Genomic DNA, 20,354 nt, shown 5'->3' on the forward strand with positions numbered 1-20,354 from the left:
GGTGCTGGGGCGCGGATGTGTCGTGTTCTTGCCTGCAACGGCAGTGTTGCGGGCGAACAGTCTGTGATGCGCGCCCGCAGCTGGATCGACACTTACGGAGACGACAACGTGCACGCCATCACGCGTGCGGCACTGCTGCTTGGGACGGTGTGGTTGACATCCACGATGTGGATGGCATCGCCGGCCCTGGCGCGCGACGACGGCCGCTACGCCAATTCACCCCTAAAGCCCTGGTTCGAAAGCCTGCGCAGCGGCTACGGGCAATGCTGCTCGGACGCCGATGGCTATGTGGTCGCCGATCCCGATTGGGAATCGGATCACGGGCACTATCGCGTGCACATCGACGACGAATGGGTCGTGGTGCCGGACGAGGCATTGATCACCGAGCCGAACAAGGTCGGACGAACCATGGTCTGGAAGCACTATATCGACGGCCACCCGCGCGTGCGCTGCTTCATGCTGGGCAGCATGACCTGAGGAACTCTCTCAGGCGGGCGCATGTCGCGTGAGGAAGCGCGTGACCACGCCGCCGAGCGTGGCGTGGTCGAGCGGCGCGGTGAGCGATGCCTTGGCGGTGTCGACGACGGCATCGGGCGCGAGGCCGCGGCGCAGGTCGCACAGCGCGTCGGCGTAATCGGCGGTGAATTCCGGATGCGGCTGCACCGACAGCGTCGTGCCGTTGGCATAGAGCAGCCCGGCATGCGGCGTGAACGCTGATGACATGATGGTGCGTGCGGCGGCGGGCGGAGTGATCACCTGGTCCTGATGCGAGGCGGCGGCCGCGATCGTCTCGCCCTCGAGCAAGCCATTGTCCTGGGCGAGCCGATAGACGTGACGCCCGATGCCCCAGCCCTTCTCGGATTTGCGCACCGTGCCGCCGAGCGCCTGCGCAATCAGCTGATGGCCGAAGCAGACGCCGACCATCGGAACGCGGCTGTCATGGGCCGCGCGCACGAAGGCTTCGAGCGGTGCGATCCATGCGACATCATCGTAGACACCGGCCGATGATCCCGTGATCAGGATCGCATCCAGCGTGGCGGGATCGGGAAGCGCCTCGCCGTTGGCGACGCTCACGACGTGGCAGGCAACCGTCGGATCGGTTGATGCCACCATCCGCTGGAACATCTGCGGATAGCTGCCGTGGCGCTCGCGGTATTGCGGACTGACGAGTCCGGTTTCGATGATGGTGATGCGGGACATGGAACGCGCTGACGGAGGAGCGAGGATCACCCGGCCCTTACTCCGAAAGCGCCGGGGGCCACAAGCCAGGCGCGGCGGCTGCCGATCAATTCCGCGACGGTGCCGCCGCGTCGATCGTCGCGGTGTGCTGCGCCGGCGTCGTGTTCACGGTCGCAGGCGTCGTCGCGACGATTGCCGGCTCGGTGCGGTAGCGCGGCAGCTGACCTTCGAGCGAATAGCCGACGCAGAGCGCCAGGCTCGACCACACCGCCATGCTGAAATACAGCGACATCCAGGCGATCTCCTCGCGCCACTCGGCGATGTCATGGGTCACGACCCAGCGCCGGCTGACGTCGCGCAGGCCGTCGAGCGGATGCAGCAGCGTGCCGCCGGCGGCGAGATTGGCGCGCCAGCGGTTGAGATACATCGGAACGTCGATGGTCATCAGGAAGGCGAGGAAGCCGGCGATGCCGAGGATCGCGACGATGAAGGCCCAGCGCACCGGGCCGTGAAACTCGGGCAGCAGCCGGCACAGCGCAATCCCGACCAGGAAGAACACCACGGCCCAGATCGAGTTCTCGATCGCGTTGCAGAGATAATGGGTGGTCAGCACCGCATACCAGGAGAAGCATTCCGCGATCACGATCAGCGGCACGATGATCCACGCGATGGTTACGGTGGTCTCGGCGCCGGTCATGGTGCCGAGCTGATGCAGCACGATCGCCCATTGCGCGGCGAAGCAGACCTCGGCGACGGTGGCGACGGTGCGGCCGACCACGACGCTCGACAGCCAGGTGTCGAACAGGCAGATGCGCTGCACGTCGGCGCGCGGCAAGACCGAGCGGAAGGCGCAGCCGAACACATAGGCCGCGCAGAGCAGCAGCATCAGGCCGATGCCGGACGTGTTGCTGAAGCTGCCGCTCGCCTGCTCATGGAACTCGCGGTACAGCGCGAACCACACCGCGATGTTGGCGGCGCTGACGAGGCTCAAGAGGCCCCACCACCGGACCACCGGATTCGACCAGGCCAGCGAAACCGGCCGTGCCCGACGTTCCATGCTCATTCACCCGCTCCGCGTGTAACCGAATTGATATTGAACTGTAGTAATTCTGTCATAGAAGGCGGCGAATCACGACTAAAAAATGCGTGTGGAGCGGGCCGGGCGGCTACGCATTGTGACAGCGTTTGTGACAGCGCGGCGTTTGTGACAGCGCGCCCGGGCATGACTCGGCGTGAAGCTGGGCCTTCGCGATCGTGATCCAATGTGGCGCTCGCGCCGGTAGGCAGGCTCCGCCCGATCCTCTATTGAACGGCCTTCCTTTTTTCGGGCCGAACCCGCACGGGCTGGCTTCACACGAAGGCGCCCTGTGACGACGGACAAGACAGCCAGCTACGACCCGCTGCTGCGCAGGATTCACTGGGCGACGGCGGTGCTGTTCATCGCGGCGATGCTGATCGGGCTCTATTGCAGGCTGCAGCCGGCGGGGACGTCGCCGCGGCGCGAGCTGCTCGAGGTGCACAAGTCGCTCGGCATGACGCTATTCCTGCTGGCGATCCTGCGGCTGATCGCGCGGGCCGCGACGAAGGCACCGCCGGAGCCGGGATCATTCTCGCCGCTGGTCAGAATCGTAGCAAAGCTCAATCACTGGGCGCTCTACGCCATCCTCTTCGTGATGCCCGTGACGGGCTACATGTTCTCGTCGGCCGGCGGCTATTCGCTGCGCTATTTCTGGACCTTCAGCTGGCCGCGGCTGTTCGCGGACAACAAGGCGGTCGCACAGGCCGGCGAGCTTGCGCATGGCGCGCTCGCCTATGTCGTCTATGCCGTGGTCGCACTGCATATCGCCGCCACGCTCTGGCATGCTCTCGTCAAGCAGGACGAGACGCTGGCGCGGATGTGGCCGCGCGCGAGAGCGCGATCGTCTTGACCGCGGCTTCGGTTTACCTCTCCCCAGCGGGGAGAGGTCGATTTGCAGAGCAAATCGGGTGAGGGGCTTCTGTCCTAACGAGAGACCGCAACCCCTCACCCGGCGCTGCGCGCCGACCTCTCCCAAAGGGAGAGGTGAACCTTCTGTGCTGCTCAGCCGCGCAGCGCGGTCTCGGGAATGGTGCGGCGAACCACTTCGCGCATCGCGAAGCTGGAATGGATGCGGGCGACGCCCGGCATCCGCGACAGATGCTGCTTGTGGATGCGCTCGAAGTCGGCGATGTCGCGGGCGATGACTTGCAGATGATAATCGTCGCTGCCCGACATCAGATGGCAGGACACGACGTCGGGGCAGCGCGCGATTGCGGCCTCGAAGGCTGCGAGATAATCCTCGCTCTGCCTCTCCAGCGTGATGGTGACGACCACCGTCGTCACCAGCCCGAGTGTTGATGGTTCGAGGTCGACGCGGTAGCCGCGGATCACGCCGATCTCCTCGAGATGCCGGATGCGCCGCGCGCAGGCGGTCGGCGACAGACCGACTTTCTCGGCAAGCTCGATCTGGCTCGCGCGGGCATCGGCGACCAGCTCGGCGAGGATTCTGAGGTCGATACGATCGAGACCGTCCACGCAGCTTTCCTTCAATAGCCGAGCCGAATGCGAAGGATATGAGCGTATCACGCTGTGGGCAAGCCGGATTTCGCTGAGAAACGCCGTGTGACGGGGCATAGCCTTGTGGTCGGCGGAAACCAGTTTTGCAAGGAGCGGACCATGCGCGTCGGCGTGCCCAAGGAAGTCAAGGTCGAGGAATATCGGGTCGGGCTGACGCCCGCCTCGGTGCGGGAATATGTGGCGCATGGGCATGAGGTCGTGGTGCAGCGCGGCGCCGGTGACGGCATCGGTGCCGGTGACGATGCCTACACCCAGGCCGGCGCGCGGATCGCCGATACCGCCGAAGAGGTGTTCTCGGTCGCCGAGATGATCGTGAAGGTGAAGGAGCCGCAGCCGTCCGAATGGATCAGGCTGCGCGAGGGACAGATCCTCTTCACCTATCTGCATCTCGCGCCCGATGTGCCGCAGACCGCGGGGCTGATCGCCTCCGGCTGCACGGCGATCGCCTACGAGACCGTGACCGATGCGCATGGCGGGCTGCCGCTGCTCGCGCCGATGAGCGAGGTCGCCGGCCGGCTCGCGATCGAGGCCGCGGGCGCCGCGCTGCGCAAATCCGCCGACGGCATGGGCAAGCTGCTCGGCGGCGTGCCGGGCGTGCCGCCCGCGCGCGTCGCGATCATCGGTGGCGGCGTGGTCGGCACCCATGCGGCGCGGATGGCGGCGGGGCTCGGCAGCGATGTCACTATTCTGGACCGTTCATTGCCGCGCCTCCGCATGCTCGACGACCTCTTCATCGGACGCGTCCGCACCCGTTACGCCACGCTGGAAGCGATCGAGCAGGAAGTTTTCGCGGCCGACGTGGTGATCGGCGCGGTGCTGGTGCCCGGCGCCAGCGCGCCGAAACTGGTGTCGCGCGCGCAGCTTGGCGGCATGAAGCGCCGCGCGGTGCTGGTCGATGTCGCGATCGACCAGGGCGGCTGCTTCGAGACCTCGAAAGCGACCACGCACCAGGCGCCGACCTATCTGGTCGACGAGATCGTGCATTATTGCGTGGCCAACATGCCGGGTGCTGTGCCGGTCACCTCGAGCCACGCGCTCAACCACGCCACCTTGCCGTTCGGCCTTGCGCTGGCCGCGAAGGGACTGCGCGCGCTGGTCGAGGATCCGCACCTGCGCGCCGGCCTCAACGTCCATCGCGGCCGCATCACCAACCGTGCGGTTGCCGAGAGCCAGCATCTCGCGGCCGTGCTGCCCGAGGAAGCGCTGGCGTCGTAGGGATTCGACGCAAGGTCGAGCATTGTAGCCCGGATGTATCGAAGCGAAATCCGGGGCCGGCCCCTCCGTTGAGGGTGAACTGCACCCCTGATGTGAGACACGATAATCAGGGACAGGTGCCAACCGCCTGGTGCGGCTGGGCGGGTTGATGGGTTAGGGCCGCGACGCGGGGCTGCTGCGCAGCAGCCCCGCGTCGCGGTAGGTTTGCTTCGAACTCGGCCGGCGGCCGGTAGGCCAGGGCCGAGTGCAGCCGTTGACGATTGTACACGTCTTCGATGAAGGCGCCGATCGCATTTCTGGCATGCTGCGCATCGCGGTAGGTCTGACCGTTGACCTCCTCCTGTTTGAGGGTCTTCATGAAGCTCTCCGCCCTGGCGTTGTCATAGGGATTGCCGACCCGGCTCATGCTGGGAGCAATGTCGCGCTGCTGGAGCAGTTCGGTGTAGTTGCCGCAGGCGTATTGGATCCCGCGGTCGGAGTGGTGGATCAGGCTGCCGGGCGTCGGTTGGCGCGCCGCCAGCGCCATCGAGAGCGCGGCAACCGCCAGACGAGCTTCCAGATGCGTCTCCAGGGCCCAGCCGACCACGCGCCGGCTGAAGGCATCGAGCACGATGGCGAGATAGGCGAACTCCTCCCGCAGACGAATGTAAGTGATGTCCGCCACCCAGAGCTGGTCGAGGCCATCAGGCACCATGCCGCGGGCCAGGTTCGGGACCACCCGCCACGGATGGCGCGAGTCCGTCGTAACCGGCACGAACGGCCGCTGCCGCAAACACAGCAGATTATCCTCGCGCATCAGGCGCAGCACGCGTTTGTGGTTCACCGCAAAGCCCTCGCGGCGCAACTGCGCGGCGATCCGCCGATAGCCGTAATGCCTGTAAGAAAGCGCCAGCCGCTGGATCGCGTCCCGCACGCCAACCTCTTCGGCACGTGGCGCGGAAGCCGCCCAGTGCCGGTAATAGCCGGCCCGGCTGACACCAGCCAACCGGCACATCCGTTCGATCGTCAGTTCGCCTTGCTGCGAGGGGACCGTCATCGCTTGGATGACCGCGTAGACCCCGTCACGCCAGGCTCGCTGCTCGGCCGGCGTGCTTCCTTGACCCGCCGCAAGGCTTGCCGAAAAAAATCCAGTTCAATCTGCTGCTGGCCGATCTTGCGCTCAAGTTCCGCAATCCGCTCCGGCGCACCAGGGTCAGCAGCCGCGACTTCGCGCGCCCGCACCCTCACTCTCGGCGCAACGGCATCGCTCTTGCGCGGCCGACCGATCGGTCGCAGGGCTTCCGCCCCGCCCGCACGAAACAGATCGCGCCACGCGTACAGATCCTTGCGCAGCACCTTCAGCTCTTGCGAAAGCGCCCTGATGCGCTCCCCCGCCAGAATGCGGCGGACTGCCTCGAGCTTGAACTCGCGGCTGAAAACACGGGGTGATTTGTTGGGCATCCGTTCTCCGTTAGAGAACTGTCCCTAATTTCCCGTGTCTCACTTTTGGGGTGCACTCCAGGCGCGCTCCCGGATTTCGCTTTCGCTCCATCCGGGGCTACGCTTCTGTCGTCCGCACGACGCGTCAAGCGTCCGTGAGGTCATTTCTCGACGAACCTTGACCCGGCTTCATCTGCCAGTTCCTTCAGCCGGCTCTGCATGACTCCAATGATCTGCTCGCGCTTTGCCGCGATCCGTTCGATCGGTCCGCCGATGCCGATAGCCAGCGGAGCGCGTCGCTTTGGCAGGGGAACAAGCATGCCTATGGTGCTTGCGCCCGGCGTCGTACGGCCGCTCGTCTCGGAAAAGCCGCGGCGACGAATGCGCTCGACCTCTTCGAGGAACGCCGCTTCGCGAACGCGCGCCGGCAGACTCGGCTCCTCGGCGTTGTTGCGGCGGATAATGCCGCGAATCTTGGTGTTCGGCATTTGGCTCAGCAGCACATGTCCGAGCGCGGTCCGAACCATCGGTCGTATTTGACCGGCATGCGCAGTGTACTGAAGCTGAGAGCCGCCGGGGACAACGTGCAGATATTGCATCCCGGCGGCGCCGGCCTGCTGCCCAAGCATGACGGTTTCGCCGCCCGTTGCGGTCCAGAGTTCCTCCATCAGATCGGTGAGCTTTTTGTCACGGAACGGAGAACGACGGATCCAGTCGCCAAGCAGATTGACCCGGTAGCTCGGGATGAAGCGCCGCGTCTTTCGCTCGTATTCGAGGTAGTTCAATTCAACGAGACTGCGAAGCAACACTGACGTGCTCGATTGGGGCATCTCCAGTGCGGAAGCTATTTCAGTCACGGAAGCGGCCCGCTTCGTTTCCCGAAAGAACTCCAGAACTGCAAACGTCCGCATGGCCGATTTGACGATCGCCGTCTTATTCGCGTTCGGCATGGCTGTCTCCGCGGCGGGTCAATTGCCCGCCCCATCACATATGTGATGTTAGGCCGAAACTGCTTCACTTGACGACAACTTTGGCACAGATTGGCGCCAATAAGATCAAGATGCATGGAAACGCAGAGCACAGGGGAAGGCGGATGCCCGGCCGAAGTTTGCTCGAGAAGATCTGGGACCAGCATGTCATTGCCCGTTTGAGCGAGGACACCGATCTTCTTCATATCGACCGCCATCTGCTGCACGATCTCGGCGGCTCGCGCGGCCTGCTCGATCTCAAGAGCCGAGGCCTCAAGGTCCATAATCCCGAGCTGACGTTTGCGACGCCGGATCACGCGCTGTCGACGGCGCCCGGCCGCGCCGGGACCAGCAAGATCGGCATGGAATTGCTGGCCGCGCTGCGGGTCGAGACCGCGGCGAGCGGCATCACGCTGTTCGATGTCGATCAGCCCGGCCAAGGCATCGTCCACGTCATCGGGCCGGAGCTCGGCCTGAGCCTGCCGGGTGCGACGATCGTCTGCGGCGACAGCCACACCTGCACCCATGGCGGCCTCGGCGCGCTCGCCTTCGGCATCGGATCGAGCGAGCTCACCCATGTGCTGGCGACCCAGGCGCTGATCCAGCGCCGGCCCAAGACGATGCGCGCGCGCTTCGAGGGCAAGCTGCCGCCCGGCGTCACCGCCAAGGACATGATCCTGGCGCTGATCGGACATATCGGCGCTGCCGGCGGCACCGGCTATGCGGTCGAATATGCCGGCAGTGCGATCCGCGCGCTGCCGATTGAGGGAAGGCTGACGATCTGCAACCTCTCGATCGAGCTCGGCGCCAAGATGGGCATGGTGGCGCCCGACGAGAAGACCTTCGAATTCCTGCGCGGCCGTCCCTATGCGCCGCAAGGCGAGATGTGGGATCTCGCGGTCAAGGCATGGCGCGAATTGGCGAGCGATCCCGACGCGGTGTTCGACCGCGAGGTCGTGATCGACGTCGAAAAGATCATCCCGCAGGTGACCTGGGGCATCAGCCCCGAACATGTCGTCGGCGTCGACGGCGTCATTCCCGATCCGAAGGCGGTCGACGATCCCTTGCGGCGCGCCGCGATCGAGACCGCGCTCGAATATATGGGCCTGCAAGGCGGCGCGCCCATCGCGGGCACGCCGGTCGACTGGGTGTTCATCGGCTCCTGCACCAACAGCCGGCTCAGCGATCTGCGCGCCGCGGCCGAGGTCGCGCGCGGCCGCAAGGTCGCGGCCGGGGTCCGTGCCTGGGTGGTGCCGGGCTCGGAGAACGTCAAGCGGGAGGCGGTCGCCGAAGGGCTCGACAAGATCTTCATCGACGCCGGCTTCGAGTGGCGCGAGCCGGGCTGCTCGATGTGCCTGGCTGCCAATGGCGAGGTGGTGGCGCCCGGGCAGCGCTCGGTCTCGACCTCGAACCGCAATTTCGTCGGCCGGCAGGGGCCGCGCGCACGGACGCATCTGGCAAGCCCCGCGAGCGCGGCGGCCTCGGCCATTGCGGGTGCGATCGCCGATGTCAGGATGATGGGGCGCTAGACGATGCCGAAACCGTTCGACAAGCTCACCGCAACCGCCGCGCCGATCATGCGCAGCAATATCGATACCGACGTGATCATCCGCATCGAGCGGCTGGTCGGCAATTCGATCCGCGGCACGCTCGGCAAATGGGCGTTCGGCTCGCTGCGCTACCTGCCCGACGGCTCGGAGAACCCGGATTTCATCCTCAACCGCGAGCCGTACCGGGAGGCCGAGATCCTGGTGACGGGACCGAATTTCGGCTGCGGCTCGTCGCGCGAGGGCGCGGTGTGGTCGCTGCAGGAGCGCGGCGTCCGCGCCATCATCGGCTCCGGCTTCGGCGACATCTTCTTCGCCAACTGCTTCCAGAACGGAATTTTGCCCGTCATCGTCGACAAGGCGGTGGTCGATCAGCTCGCCGCCGACATCGAGGCGACACAGGGCGCCGGCAAGGTCTCGATTGACCTCGAGGCCCAGACCATCGTCTCGCCGTCCGGCGCCCGGCATTCCTTCGAGATCGACCCGCGGCGGCGCGAGGGACTGTTGAAGGGGCTCGACGAGGTGGCGCTGACATTGCGGCGCGATGACGAGATCCACGCGTTCCAGGCTGCCGACCGCACCGCGCGGCCCTGGATTCACTCCACAAGGATATCCGCATGAGCACGCAATCCAACATGGTCAAGGTCGCCGTCGTCGGCGGCGAGGGCATCGGACCCGAGGTCACCGCGCAGTCGCGCCGTGTGCTCGACTGGTTCGCCGCGAAACGTAATGTGCCGATGACGCTGCGCGAGGCGCAGTACGGCCTGATCCCGTATCTGGCGACCGGCAAGGTGCTGCCCGAGGACACCGCGGAAGCGATGGACGAGGCCGACGCGATCCTGTGGGGCGCGACCGGCGGACCCGAGACCACCGAAGTGCCCGCGGCCGCGCGCAAGGCCGGCAGCCTGCTGGGCCTGCGCAGCAAATACGATCTCTACGCCAATCTGCGCCCGATCATGGCGAGCCCGGCGCTGTCGGCGTCCGCGCCGCTCAAGGCTGAGGTGCTCGACGGCGTCGATTTCGTCATCATCCGCGAACTGACCAGCGGCATCTATTTCGGCGAGCCGCGCGGCATCGAGACATTGCCGGACGGGCAGCGCCGCGGCTTCAACACCGAGCAATACACCACAAACCAGATCCGCCGCGTGGCGCGTTCGGCGTTCGAGCTGGCGCGGACGCGGCGCAACAAGGTCTGCTCGGTCGACAAGGCCAATGTGCTGGAGACCAGCGTGGTCTGGCGCGAAGAGGTGATCAAGCTGCACAAGGAGGAGTTCTCCGACGTCGAGCTGACCCATCTCTATGTCGACAACGCCGCGATGCAGATCGTGCGCGAGCCGCGTCAGTTCGACGTGATGGTGACCGGCAATATCTTCGGCGACATCCTGTCGGATTGCGCGGCGATGGCGTCGGGCTCACTCGGCATGCTGCCGTCGGCCTCGCTCGGCCCGGTCGATCGCTTTGGCCGCCGCAAGGCGCTGTACGAGCCGGTGCATGGCAGCGCGCCCGACATCGCGGGCAAGGGCATCGCCAATCCGCTCGGCTCGATCCTCAGCGTAGCGATGCTGCTGCGGTTGACGCTGAACCGCCCCGATGACGCCGACTTGCTGGAGCAGGCGGTGCAGACCGCGCTTGCGTCCGGCGCGCGCACGGCCGATATCGCCGAAACCGGAGCGAAGAAACTCTCGACCGTCCAGATGGGCGATGCGGTGCTCGGCGCGCTCGACAGGATCTCGGCGAAGGAGCACGCGTGATGGCGCGCATCGCGGTGCCCAACCTGTCGCGGCGATCGGCCCTGACGGTGATCGCCGGCGGCGCGGCGCTGGCGACCGGGAGGGCATCGGCGCAGGCCATCACCGGCCGCGCGATCTATCCGGTCGCGGTGCCGGTCTATCAGACGCAGTTCGTGGCTGATCGGATCGGCTACTTCAAGGAAGCCGGGCTCGACTGCAAGCTGGTGCAGGGCGGCAGCGGTGTGAAGACCCGCGAGATCATCGCCTCGTCGCAGGGCGATATCGGCATCGGCGACGTCACCCATCCGATGCAGCTGACCAATCACGGCCGCGCCGCGCGGGTGCTGCTGCCGGTCGACACGCGGTCGAACTCGGTGATGTTCATCCTGCGCAAGGATTTGAAGGACCAAGGCATCAACTCGCTGGAGGCCTTCGCGCAATGGAAACGGCCGGACGGCCGCAAGCCGATCGTCTCGGTGTCCTCGCTCGGCGGCACTAACCATGTCTGGGCGTCCTACTACATGGAAACCATGGGGCTCGACGACAAGGTGACCTGGATCGGCACCGGCAATGTCGACACCATGCTGGGCTCGCTGAAATCGAAGCAGGTCGACATCCTCGTCAGCTCGCTGTCGCTGTTGAACGACGCACAGCAGCAGGGCTGGGGCGAACTCCTGTTCGATGGCACCGACGAGGCGATCTGGAACAAGCATATCGGCGGCAAGGTCCCGGTGACCGCGCATTTCACGCTGCAGGCCACCATCGACAAGGATCCCGCCAAGATGCAGGCCTATGTCACCGCGCTGTGGCGCGCCTCGCAATGGATCAAGGCGCACAAGCCGACCGAGGTCTACGACGCCATCGAACCCTATGTCGGCAGCACCTCGCGCGACGCCAATCTGCTCGAGATCACGGCGATCCAGAAGGTCGCGGACTATGAGGGCACCGTCGACGCGGCGAGCTTCGCGCGCGGCGAGAAAGTCTGGTTCCGCGAGATGACCGGCATCAAGCCGCTCAAGATCGCCGACGTGGTCAATTCCAACCTCATCGACGCGGCGCGAAAGGCCTATCCGGGTTGAGCGCGCTCGAGACAAGCGCAACCATATTGCCGCGCGCGCAGGCCGACCGCCGCGTCGAGGTCAAGGGCCTGAGCAAGTCGTTCCAGCTCGCCAAAACGACAATCGAGGCGGTGCGTGACGTCACCTTCGACGTCCGCCGCGGCGAGTTCGTCGCGCTGCTCGGCCCGTCGGGCTCCGGCAAGAGCACCGTGCTCAACATGATCGCCTCGCTGATCCGCCCCACCGGCGGCGAGATCCTGATTGACGGCAAGCGCGTCCTCCCCGGCAAGGCGACGCCCAATGTCGGTTATGTCTTCCAGCGCGATACGCTGTTTCCGTGGCGGACTGTTGGCGACAATATCGGCTACGGGCTGGAGCTATCGGGCGTGCCCGTGTCGGAACGCAAGGAGCGCATCGCGGAATGCGTCGCGCAAGCCGGCTTGAGAGGATTCGAGAACGCCTATCCGTCGGCGCTGTCGGGCGGCATGCGGCAGCGCGCGGCGCTGATGCGGACCCTGATCGTCGAGCCGCAAATCCTGCTGATGGACGAGCCGTTCGGCGCGCTCGACACGCACACCAAGATCGACATGCACGAGGTGCTGCTGCGGATCTGGGAGCGCGAGCAGCAGACCGTGCTGTTCGTGACCCACGATCTCGGCGAGGCGCTGACTTTGGCCGACCGCATCATCCTGTTCTCGGCGCGGCCGGGCCGCATCAAGGACATGTTCGAGGTCGATTTCGACCGCCCGCGCGATGCCGTGAAGGTGCGCGAGACCCCGCATTATGCCGAGCTGTTCCAGCACATCTGGCACTCGCTCGGCGAGGAATTCGTCAAGGGCCGCAGCGCATGAAGAGGTACGGCACGCTCGGCACGATCGGCTGGCAGGTCCTGATCTGCGCCGTCGTGCTGTCGGTCTGGCAATGGGGTTATGACCTCCGCACCAAGCTGCCGTGGCTGGTGCCCGATCTGCTCGATCCGTACTTCATCTCGAAACCGTCGATGATATCAGACAATTTCCTGATCCAGAGCTGCCTGACCTCGAAGCTCGGCACGTTCAACGGCTGGTTCAACGGCGAGTTCGCAAAGTGCCTAGCGCGCAACGAGAACAATCTGTGGGCCGCGACCGCGATCACGCTGAAGAACACCTTCTTCGGTTTCGTCACCGGCGTGGTCTCTGGCTTTGTCGCCGGGCTGATCCTCGGGCGATCGGATCGCCTCAGCGCGATCTTTCAGCCCTTCATCACCGCGGTGAATTCGATCCCGCGGATCGCGCTGGCGCCGATCATCGTGCTGGCGTTCGGGATCGGCGACATGTCGAAGATCGTGACCTCCTGGATCGTCGTGGTGTTCCTGGTGTTCTTCAACACCTTCGAGGGCGCGCGCTCGATCGACGAGGGGTTCACCAACGCCGCGCGGCTGCTCGGTGCCAGCGAGTGGCAGATCACCCGCACCGTGGTGATCCCCTCGACCATGGCCTGGGTGTTCGCCTCGCTGACGCCTGCGATCTCGTTCGCGCTGATCGGCGTGATCGTCGGCGAATTCATCGGCGCCGAGCGCGGCATCGGCCGTCTCATCATCGAGTCCGAGGCGCGCGGCGAAGCCTCCGGCATGATGGTCGCGGTCGTAGTGCTGATGCTGGTCGGCGTCGTGCTGTCGGCGATCATCTGGCGGCTGCAGGCCTATCTGCTGCGCTGGCAACGGCAGCGCAGCGCCGAGTAGCGTGGGAGCCGTGGCAGCGTCGCAATCGCCGCCACGAGCCCGGATCTAGGCAGCGCTCTGCGCCGGCGAGGTCTCGCCGTCGAGCCAGTCCTGTTCGATGGCCAGCGCGCGCCAGGCCGCTTCCATTCGCTTGAAGCGATTGTAGGTCGGCTCGTCGTCGGCGTGCTCGGCAAGCTGCGCGCAGTTCTCGGCATTGTCGAGGAAGTGCTGTGATTGCTTCATGGAACGTCCTCCTGTTAGTGAGGACGTGGGACATCAAATCAGGCTATTCAACGCGCGGAACATGAGCATTTCGCCACACACGTGAATGCCTGTTCAGCGAGTTCCCTGCTCGATGTTTCGAAATATGCGTATGAGCATCTGCAGCAGAGCCGGCATAGGAACTGTATGTCGTAGCCGACGTTCGTCCTTCACATCACAACTGGCAGGTATCGCGACCGCGATCGTGACCGCACCACGGTAATCAGGGAGCGCGAACCGCGTCGTGACCGCACCACTGTGACCAAGAGACAGGACGAGTACGGCAATCGCAGCAAGACCATCATCCATCACGACGATGACGACTGACGGTTGAGCGGCCGTGTGATCCAGAGTCCGCCGAGATCCCGTCTCGGCGGACTTGTGCTTGTCACCTTATCGCGGCGCCTGATCCGTGGAGAGGCAATGGCCGTCGAGACAGAGCTCAAATTTCGCGTTCCCGGGCGCAAGCTGAGGGCGCTGGAGAAGCCGCGGATCGCCGGCGCCAAGAGTGGTGAGCCGTCCGCGAGCGATCTCGTCTCGACCTATTTTGATACCGCGAGGCACAAGCTGAAGCGGCATGGGCTCACGCTGCGCGTGCGCAGCGACGGTCGCGACCATGTTCAGACGATCAAGTCCAGGGCGGGTCCGCAGTTTGAGCGGGGTGAATGGGAGACCGAACTCGAGGATGATGCGCTCGATCTCGACAAGGCCGAGGGTACACCGCTCGAGGAGCTCGCGTCCGGCAGGCTGCGCCGCAAGCTGAAGCCGGTGTTCGAGACGTCGGTGCGGCGCATCACGGTGCCGCTGCGCACCAAACGGAGCGAGATCGAACTCGCCATCGATCGCGGACACACAACAGCTGGCCGTCGGTCCCGTCCGATCCAGGAGGTCGAGCTCGAGCTGAAGAGCGGGCGGGTGCTCGATCTGTTCCGGATTGCCAGGGCGCTGGAGCGGCGGTCGGACGCCGAGCTCGATCTCTGTTCGAAGGCTGAGCGTGGGTATGAACTCGCCGGCAATGGCGAGCATGGCTTCGTCTCCGCCGAAAGCGTCGTGCTTGATTCCGGGCTCACGGCAGGCGAGGCCTTTCGGGTGATCGCGCGCGCCACGCTTCGTCACTTCTCATCGAATGTTGATGCCATCCGCGAAGGTGAGCCGGAAGGCGTTCACCAGATGCGGGTCGGCCTGCGGCGGCTGCGGGCGACGATCTCGCTGTTCTCGAAGATCTTGTCCACGGCCTCGACTGAAGAGGTCAAGGCGCAGTTGAAGTGGCTCACCAATGCGCTCGCGCCGGCGCGCGAACTGGATGTGTTCGTCAAGCAGGACATCGAGCCCGCGTTGCATGACGCGCTGTTGCGACGGGGCGGCAGGGCGATCCGGCGCGACTTCTCCGGCCGTCGCGACCGGGCATTTGCCCGCGCGAGGCAGGCGGTCGATTCGCAGCGTTATCGGTCGATGCTGATCGATACCGTGCAATGGATCGAAGCAAGACAGACGATCACTGCCGATGACGAAGGCGGCCCGATCGGAGAGTTCGCCGCCGCGGTGCTGCATCGCCGCATCAGGAAGCTGCGCAAGGACGGCCGGCATCTCGACGAACTGTCGGCCCGCGAGCGGCATAAGGTGCGCATCAGGGCCAAGAAGATCAGATACGCTATCGACTTCTTCGAGAGCCTCTTCCCGGGCAAGCACGAACGGAAGCAGCTCAAACGGCTGTCAAAGCACCTGAAGCGGATCCAGAATGCGCTCGGCTCGCTCAACGATTTCGTCGCGCACCGCAGGCTGGCGGTCGATGCCGCGCTGAAGGCCCCGCACCGTAGGGAGCGCGACCGTGCCTTTGCATCCGGCGTGGTGCTGGGTCGCGAGGAGCAGGCAGTCAAGCCGCTGATCAAGACCGCCGCGAATGAAGTGCGGGGACTGAAGGAGTTTTGACGCGTGCGACGCGCAAATCCCACTCGCCATTCCGGGGCGACGCGTCAGCGTCGAACCCGGAATCCATCGCGCCGCAGAGCAGATGGATGAAAGGATTCCGGGTTCGCGCGTTGCGCGCCCCGGAATGACGCGCGTGGGCAGCGTAGCGTTCAGGTCACCGGCGCCGGGTTGAACAGCGTGAGATCGTTGTGGATGCCCCAGCGGTCCGACCACGGTTTTGTGCGGCCGCTTGCGACGTCGAGGATCAGGTGGAACAGGTCCCAGCCGGTCTCTTCGATGGTCTTCTCGCCGGTCGCGATGCAGCCGGCGTCGAAGTCGATCAGATCCTTCCAGCGCCGCGCCAGCTCGCTGCGGGTCGCGACCTTGATGACGGGTGCGGCGGCCAGGCCGTAGGGCGTGCCGCGGCCGGTGGTGAACACCTGCAGCGTCATGCCGGAGGCGAGCTGCAGCGTGCCGCAGATGAAGTCGCTCGCCGGAGTCGCCGCGAACAGCATGCCCTTCTGACGCGCCTTTTCGCCGGGCGACAGCACGCCGGCGATCGGGCCGGAGCCCGACTTGACGATCGAGCCCAGGGATTTCTCGACGATGTTGGCGAGCCCGCCCTTCTTGTTGCCCGGCGTCGTGTTGGCGCTGCGGTCGGCGCCGCCGCGGGCCAGATAAGCATCATACCAGGCCATCTCGCGGATCAGCGCGCGGCCGACATCCGCGTTGACGGCGCGGCGGGTCAGCAGCTGGATCGCGTCGCGGACCTCGGTCACCTCGGAGAACATCACGGTCGCGCCGGCGCGGACCAGCAGGTCGGCGGCGAAGCCGACCGCGGGGTTCGCGGTGACGCCGGAGAACGCATCGCTGCCGCCGCATTGCAACCCGATCACGAGATCGGCGGCCGGGCAGGTCTCGCGCTCGCGCGTGTTGAGTACCTTCAGCCGCGCCTCCGCCTGGGTCATGATGGCATCGACGATGGCGCCGAAGCCGTCGAAGGCCTCGTCCTGCATCCGCACGATGGCATCGCCAACGCCTTCCGGCACCAGCCGCTCCGGCGCAAGCTTCTCGCAGCCGAGCCCGACGACCAGGATCTCGCCGCCGAAATTCGGATTGAGCGCGAGGTTCTGCAGGGTGCGGATCGGCACCACGGCATCGGGCGCCGTGATCGCGACGCCGCAGCCATAGGCGTGGGTCAGCGGTACGACGTCGTCGACATTGGGATATTTTGGCAGCAGCTCGGCGCGGATGCGCTTCACCGCATATTCCATCGTGCCCTTGACGCATTGCACTGACGAAGAGATGCCGAGGATGTTCTTGGTGCCGACCGAGCCGTCGGGATTGCGATAGCCCTCGAAGGTAAAGCCTTCGAGCGGCGGCAGCGCCGGCGGCACCGCGGTTGCGATCTCGAGCTGGTCGAGCGGCGGCGCGTCCGGCATGCGGATGCGGGCCTCGTCGACCCATTCGCCGGCCAGGATCGGCGACAGCGCATGGCCGATCACCTCGCCATAGCGAATGATCGCCGCGCCCTCGGCGATGTCTTCCAGCGCGGTCTTGTGGCCCTGCGGCACGAAGGCGCGCAGCGTCAGGCCCGAGGCGAAGCGCGAGCCGGCGGGCAGGCCGAAATCATTCACGACGATCGCGACATTGTCGCGCGCGTTGAGCTTGATATAGCGGGGCTGCTCTCTGGCGCCAGTGGATTGGTCCATGCGCTACGCTCCTCACGAGCAAAGGGTTCGTTGATCAATCAGACGGAGCTGCGAACTCCCACCTCTCCCCATCGGGGAGAGGTCGCGCCGAAGGCGCGGGTGAGGGCGTACAGGTCCCACGAGAGGGCGCAACCCCTCACCCGGAACGCATCTGACGATGCGTTCCGACCTCTCCCACAAGGGGAGAGGTGAGCACTTCCGTCGGGAAGACAGATGCAAATCCATCTTCAACCCGGGAAGGTGTAGGCCGTCTTCACCGTGGTGTAGAACTCGCGGGCATAGGCGCCCTGTTCGCGCGCGCCATAGCTCGAGCCTTTGCGGCCGCCGAACGGCACGTGGTAGTCGACGCCGGCGGTCGGCAGGTTGACCATCACCATGCCGGCCTCGCTGTTGCGCTTGTAATGCGAGGCGTATTTCAGGCTGGTGGTGCAGATCCCCGAGGCGAGGCCGAACTCGGTGTCGTTGGAGATCGCCAGCGCCTCCTCGTAATCCTTGGCGCGGATCACGCAGGCGACCGGGCCGAAGATCTCTTCGCGCGCGATGCGCATCTGGTTGGTCGCGCCGGTGAACAGCGCCGGTTGCAGGTAGAAGCCGGGCGTCTCGCGGTTGAGCAGCTCGCCGCCCCAGTGCAGGCGGGCGCCTTCGTCCTGGCCGATCTTGATGTAGCGGAGGTCCTGGTCGAGCTGGCTCTGGTCGACCACCGGGCCGACATGCACGCCGCTCTTCAACGCGTCGTCCACCGAGAGCCCCTTCATCCGCTCGGTCATCGCGTCGACGAAGCGATCGTGAATTCCCGCGGTGACGATCAGGCGTGACGACGCCGTGCAACGCTGCCCGGTCGAGAAATAGGCGCCGTTGACGGCGACCTCGACGGCGACCTTGACGTCGGCATCGTCGAGCACGACCAGCGGGTTCTTGCCGCCCATCTCGAGCTGGAACTTCTTCATGGGATTGGAGAGCACGCAGGCCTGCGCGATCTTGCGGCCGGTCTGCACTGAGCCGGTGAAGGAGATCGCGGCGACATCAGGGTGTTCGAGCAAGGTCTGGCCGACCACCGAGCCCGAGCCGACCACGAGGTTGAAGACGCCGGCCGGAATCCCGGAGCGGGCGATAATGTCGGACAGCGCGTGCGCGGAGCCCGGCACCAGCTCGGCCGGCTTGAACACCACCGAATTGCCGTAGCAGAGCGCCGGGGCGATCTTCCAGGCCGGGATCGCGATCGGGAAATTCCACGGCGTGATCATGCCGACGACGCCGACCGGCTCGCGCGTGATCTCGACGTCGAGGCCCGGGCGCACCGATGCACCCTTCTCGCCCATCAGCCGCAGCGCCTCGCCGGCGAAGAAAGCGAAGATCTGTCCGGCGCGCGCCACCTCGCCGATGCCTTCGGGCAGCGTCTTGCCTTCTTCGCGTGCCAGCAGGCGGCCGAGCTCTTCCTTGCGGGCAAGGATTTCGACGGAGATTTTCGTCAGCGCGTCAAAGCGCTCCTGCGGCGTCGAGCGCGCCCAGGCCGGGAAGGCGGCCTTCGCGGCGGTGATCGCCTTTTCGGTCTGCGTCTTGTCGGCCTTGGCGTATTCGCCGACCACGTCCTTGGTGTTGGAGGGGTTGATGTCCCGCGTGATGCCTGTTCCGTCGACCCATTCGCCGGCGATGAAGTTCTTCTGGTGAGCGGTCATGTTTCTCTCCAACCTTTCTTGTTAGCGCACGAGGCAGGGACGCTTGTCGTCGAAGGTCCAGCCGGGGATCAGGAACTGCATGGCCAGCGCGTCGTCGCGGGCGCCGAGGCCATGCTGCTTGTATAGCGCGTTCGCGGCCTCGATGGCACCGCGATCGAGCTCGATGCCGAGGCCCGGCCGATCCGGGATTGCGATCTTGCCGCCCTTGATCTGCAGCGGCTCCTTGGTCAACGCCTGGCCGTCCTGCCAGATCCAGTGGGTGTCGATCGCGGTCACCTTGCCGGGCGCGGCGGCGCCGACATGGGTGAACATCGCGAGCGAAATGTCGAAATGGTTGTTGGAGTGCGAGCCCCAGGTCAGGCCGTTGTCGCGGCAGGTCTGCGCCACCCGCACCGAGCCCTGCATGGTCCAGAAATGCGGATCGGCGAGCGGAATGTCGACGGCCCCGAGCCGCAGCGCGTGGGAGAGCTGGCGCCAATCGGTCGCGATCATGTTGGTCGCGGTCGGCAGCCCGGTGGCGCGGCGGAACTCGGCCATGATCTCGCGGCCGGAGAAGCCGGCCTCGGCGCCGCAGGGATCCTCGGCATAGGCGAGCACGCCACCCATGTTGCTGCAGAGCCGGATCGCCTCGTCGAGCGACCAGGCGCCGTTCGGGTCGAGCGTGACGCGTGCCTTCGGGAACCGCTTTGCAATGGCCGTGACGGCCTCGATCTCGGCTTCGCCGGCGAGCACGCCGCCCTTGAGCTTGAAGTCGGCGAAGCCGTAATGCGCCTGCGTCGCCTCGGCGAGGCGCACGATTGCCTCCGGCGTCATCGCCACCTGATGGCGCAGGTTGAACCAGTCTACCTTGCCGGTCTCGCCCTCGACGTAAGGAAGGCTGGTCTTTTTGCGATCGCCAACGAAGAAGAGATAGCCAAGCGTCTCGACATCAGCGCGCTGCTGGCCTTCGCCGAGCAGCGCCGCGACGGGGAGATTGAGATGCTGGCCGAGCAGATCGAGCAGCGCGGATTCCACCGCGGTCACGGCGTGGATGGTGACGCGGAGGTCGAAGGTCTGCTTGCCGCGGCCGCCGGCGTCGCGGTCGGCGAAGGCCTGGCGCATCGAGGCCAGGATGTTGTTGCAGGCGCCGATGGTCTGGCCGACGACGAGGCCGCTTGCATCCTCGAGCGTCTTCCTGATTTTTTCGCCGCCCGGCACCTCGCCGACGCCGGTGTGGCCGGAGTTGTCGGTGAGGACGACGAGGTTGCGGGTGAAGAACGGCGCATGCGCGCCGCTCAGATTGAGGAGCATGCCGTCGCGACCGGCGACCGGGATCACCTCCATCGCCGTGACGACAGGGGCGCCGGCAAAGCCGCTGCGGATCGTGTCTTGAATCATGGGCTCCTC

The 20,354-nt window shown here is 65.7% G+C and carries 20 protein-coding genes; 10 read left to right on the forward strand and 10 right to left on the reverse strand.

The window, feature by feature from the left end; genetic code table 11:
- Positions 1-165 precede the first annotated feature (165 nt).
- On the forward strand, positions 166-477 hold the full coding sequence (locus ACVILL_RS22545) for a hypothetical protein (protein ID WP_456734334.1): 312 nt from the start codon (positions 166-168) through the stop codon (positions 475-477).
- Between the two features lie 9 nt (positions 478-486).
- Here the strand turns inward: ACVILL_RS22545 and ACVILL_RS22550 are convergent, their stop codons facing one another.
- The gene (locus tag ACVILL_RS22550; protein WP_456731046.1) at positions 487-1,200 is read right to left on the reverse strand and encodes a type 1 glutamine amidotransferase; all 714 of its coding nucleotides are present in this window, start codon (positions 1,198-1,200) and stop codon (positions 487-489) included.
- Between the two features lie 85 nt (positions 1,201-1,285).
- Positions 1,286-2,236 (reverse strand): hypothetical protein, encoded by a 951-nt coding sequence (locus ACVILL_RS22555; RefSeq protein ID WP_456734335.1) that lies wholly within the window; start codon positions 2,234-2,236, stop codon positions 1,286-1,288.
- Positions 2,237-2,546: 310 nt separating this feature from the next.
- On the opposite strand from ACVILL_RS22555, the gene ACVILL_RS22560 reads away from it, so the two are divergent.
- A complete protein-coding gene (locus ACVILL_RS22560) occupies positions 2,547-3,107 on the forward strand; it encodes a cytochrome b (RefSeq protein WP_456731047.1) in 561 nt (186 codons plus the stop codon).
- Positions 3,108-3,259: 152 nt separating this feature from the next.
- Here the strand turns inward: ACVILL_RS22560 and ACVILL_RS22565 are convergent, their stop codons facing one another.
- Positions 3,260-3,748: an Lrp/AsnC family transcriptional regulator gene (locus tag ACVILL_RS22565; RefSeq protein WP_456731048.1), complete on the reverse strand. Its 489-nt coding sequence runs from the start codon at positions 3,746-3,748 to the stop codon at positions 3,260-3,262.
- Between the two features lie 126 nt (positions 3,749-3,874).
- On the opposite strand from ACVILL_RS22565, the gene ald reads away from it, so the two are divergent.
- Positions 3,875-4,990 carry an alanine dehydrogenase gene (gene ald / locus ACVILL_RS22570; protein ID WP_456731049.1) on the forward strand — a complete coding sequence of 372 codons (1,116 nt, stop codon included), beginning with the start codon at positions 3,875-3,877 and terminating at the stop codon, positions 4,988-4,990.
- A 106-nt stretch (positions 4,991-5,096) separates the two neighbouring features.
- On the opposite strand, the gene ACVILL_RS22575 is transcribed toward ald, so the two are convergent.
- The 3 genes from ACVILL_RS22575 to ACVILL_RS22585 form a co-directional block, all read right to left on the reverse strand.
- A complete protein-coding gene (locus ACVILL_RS22575) occupies positions 5,097-6,026 on the reverse strand; it encodes an IS3 family transposase (RefSeq protein WP_456731050.1) in 930 nt (309 codons plus the stop codon).
- Positions 6,023-6,430: a transposase gene (locus tag ACVILL_RS22580; protein ID WP_456731051.1), complete on the reverse strand. Its 408-nt coding sequence runs from the start codon at positions 6,428-6,430 to the stop codon at positions 6,023-6,025. Before ACVILL_RS22580 ends, ACVILL_RS22575 begins: the two co-directional genes overlap by 4 nt.
- A gap of 140 nt (positions 6,431-6,570) precedes the next feature.
- Positions 6,571-7,359 carry an IclR family transcriptional regulator gene (locus ACVILL_RS22585; RefSeq protein ID WP_456731052.1) on the reverse strand — a complete coding sequence of 263 codons (789 nt, stop codon included), beginning with the start codon at positions 7,357-7,359 and terminating at the stop codon, positions 6,571-6,573.
- A gap of 143 nt (positions 7,360-7,502) precedes the next feature.
- Between ACVILL_RS22585 and leuC the strand changes: the two genes are divergently transcribed.
- The 6 genes from leuC to ACVILL_RS22615 are packed head-to-tail and all read left to right on the forward strand — an operon-like array spanning position 7,503 to position 13,432.
- Positions 7,503-8,906, forward strand: a complete 1,404-nt coding sequence (gene leuC, locus ACVILL_RS22590) for a 3-isopropylmalate dehydratase large subunit (RefSeq protein ID WP_456731053.1) — start codon at positions 7,503-7,505, stop codon at positions 8,904-8,906.
- A gap of 3 nt (positions 8,907-8,909) precedes the next feature.
- Entirely contained in the window at positions 8,910-9,545 is a 636-nt protein-coding gene (gene leuD / locus ACVILL_RS22595; protein WP_456731054.1) for a 3-isopropylmalate dehydratase small subunit, read from the forward strand.
- Complete coding sequence (gene leuB / locus ACVILL_RS22600; protein ID WP_456731055.1) at positions 9,542-10,675, forward strand: 3-isopropylmalate dehydrogenase; 1,134 nt, start codon at positions 9,542-9,544, stop codon at positions 10,673-10,675. Before leuD ends, leuB begins: the two co-directional genes overlap by 4 nt.
- Positions 10,675-11,733 (forward strand): ABC transporter substrate-binding protein, encoded by a 1,059-nt coding sequence (locus ACVILL_RS22605; protein WP_456731056.1) that lies wholly within the window; start codon positions 10,675-10,677, stop codon positions 11,731-11,733. The genes leuB and ACVILL_RS22605 overlap by 1 nt, the downstream gene beginning before the upstream one ends.
- Positions 11,730-12,563, forward strand: a complete 834-nt coding sequence (locus ACVILL_RS22610; protein ID WP_456731057.1) for an ABC transporter ATP-binding protein — start codon at positions 11,730-11,732, stop codon at positions 12,561-12,563. Before ACVILL_RS22605 ends, ACVILL_RS22610 begins: the two co-directional genes overlap by 4 nt.
- Entirely contained in the window at positions 12,560-13,432 is an 873-nt protein-coding gene (locus tag ACVILL_RS22615) for an ABC transporter permease (protein ID WP_456731058.1), read from the forward strand. The genes ACVILL_RS22610 and ACVILL_RS22615 overlap by 4 nt, the downstream gene beginning before the upstream one ends.
- 45 nt (positions 13,433-13,477) lie before the next feature.
- Here the strand turns inward: ACVILL_RS22615 and ACVILL_RS22620 are convergent, their stop codons facing one another.
- Entirely contained in the window at positions 13,478-13,654 is a 177-nt protein-coding gene (locus ACVILL_RS22620; RefSeq protein WP_456731059.1) for a hypothetical protein, read from the reverse strand.
- Between the two features lie 441 nt (positions 13,655-14,095).
- Between ACVILL_RS22620 and ACVILL_RS22625 the strand changes: the two genes are divergently transcribed.
- The gene (locus ACVILL_RS22625; RefSeq protein WP_456731060.1) at positions 14,096-15,601 is read left to right on the forward strand and encodes a CYTH and CHAD domain-containing protein; all 1,506 of its coding nucleotides are present in this window, start codon (positions 14,096-14,098) and stop codon (positions 15,599-15,601) included.
- Between the two features lie 149 nt (positions 15,602-15,750).
- On the opposite strand, the gene garD is transcribed toward ACVILL_RS22625, so the two are convergent.
- The 3 genes from garD to gudD form a co-directional block, all read right to left on the reverse strand.
- Positions 15,751-17,292 carry a galactarate dehydratase gene (garD, locus tag ACVILL_RS22630; protein WP_456731061.1) on the reverse strand — a complete coding sequence of 514 codons (1,542 nt, stop codon included), beginning with the start codon at positions 17,290-17,292 and terminating at the stop codon, positions 15,751-15,753.
- A gap of 227 nt (positions 17,293-17,519) precedes the next feature.
- Positions 17,520-18,968 (reverse strand): aldehyde dehydrogenase family protein, encoded by a 1,449-nt coding sequence (locus ACVILL_RS22635; protein WP_456731062.1) that lies wholly within the window; start codon positions 18,966-18,968, stop codon positions 17,520-17,522.
- 21 nt (positions 18,969-18,989) lie between these two features.
- Positions 18,990-20,345 (reverse strand): glucarate dehydratase, encoded by a 1,356-nt coding sequence (gudD, locus tag ACVILL_RS22640; RefSeq protein ID WP_456731063.1) that lies wholly within the window; start codon positions 20,343-20,345, stop codon positions 18,990-18,992.
- Positions 20,346-20,354 lie beyond the last annotated feature (9 nt).

The organism is Bradyrhizobium sp. USDA 3364 (assembly GCF_054056355.1).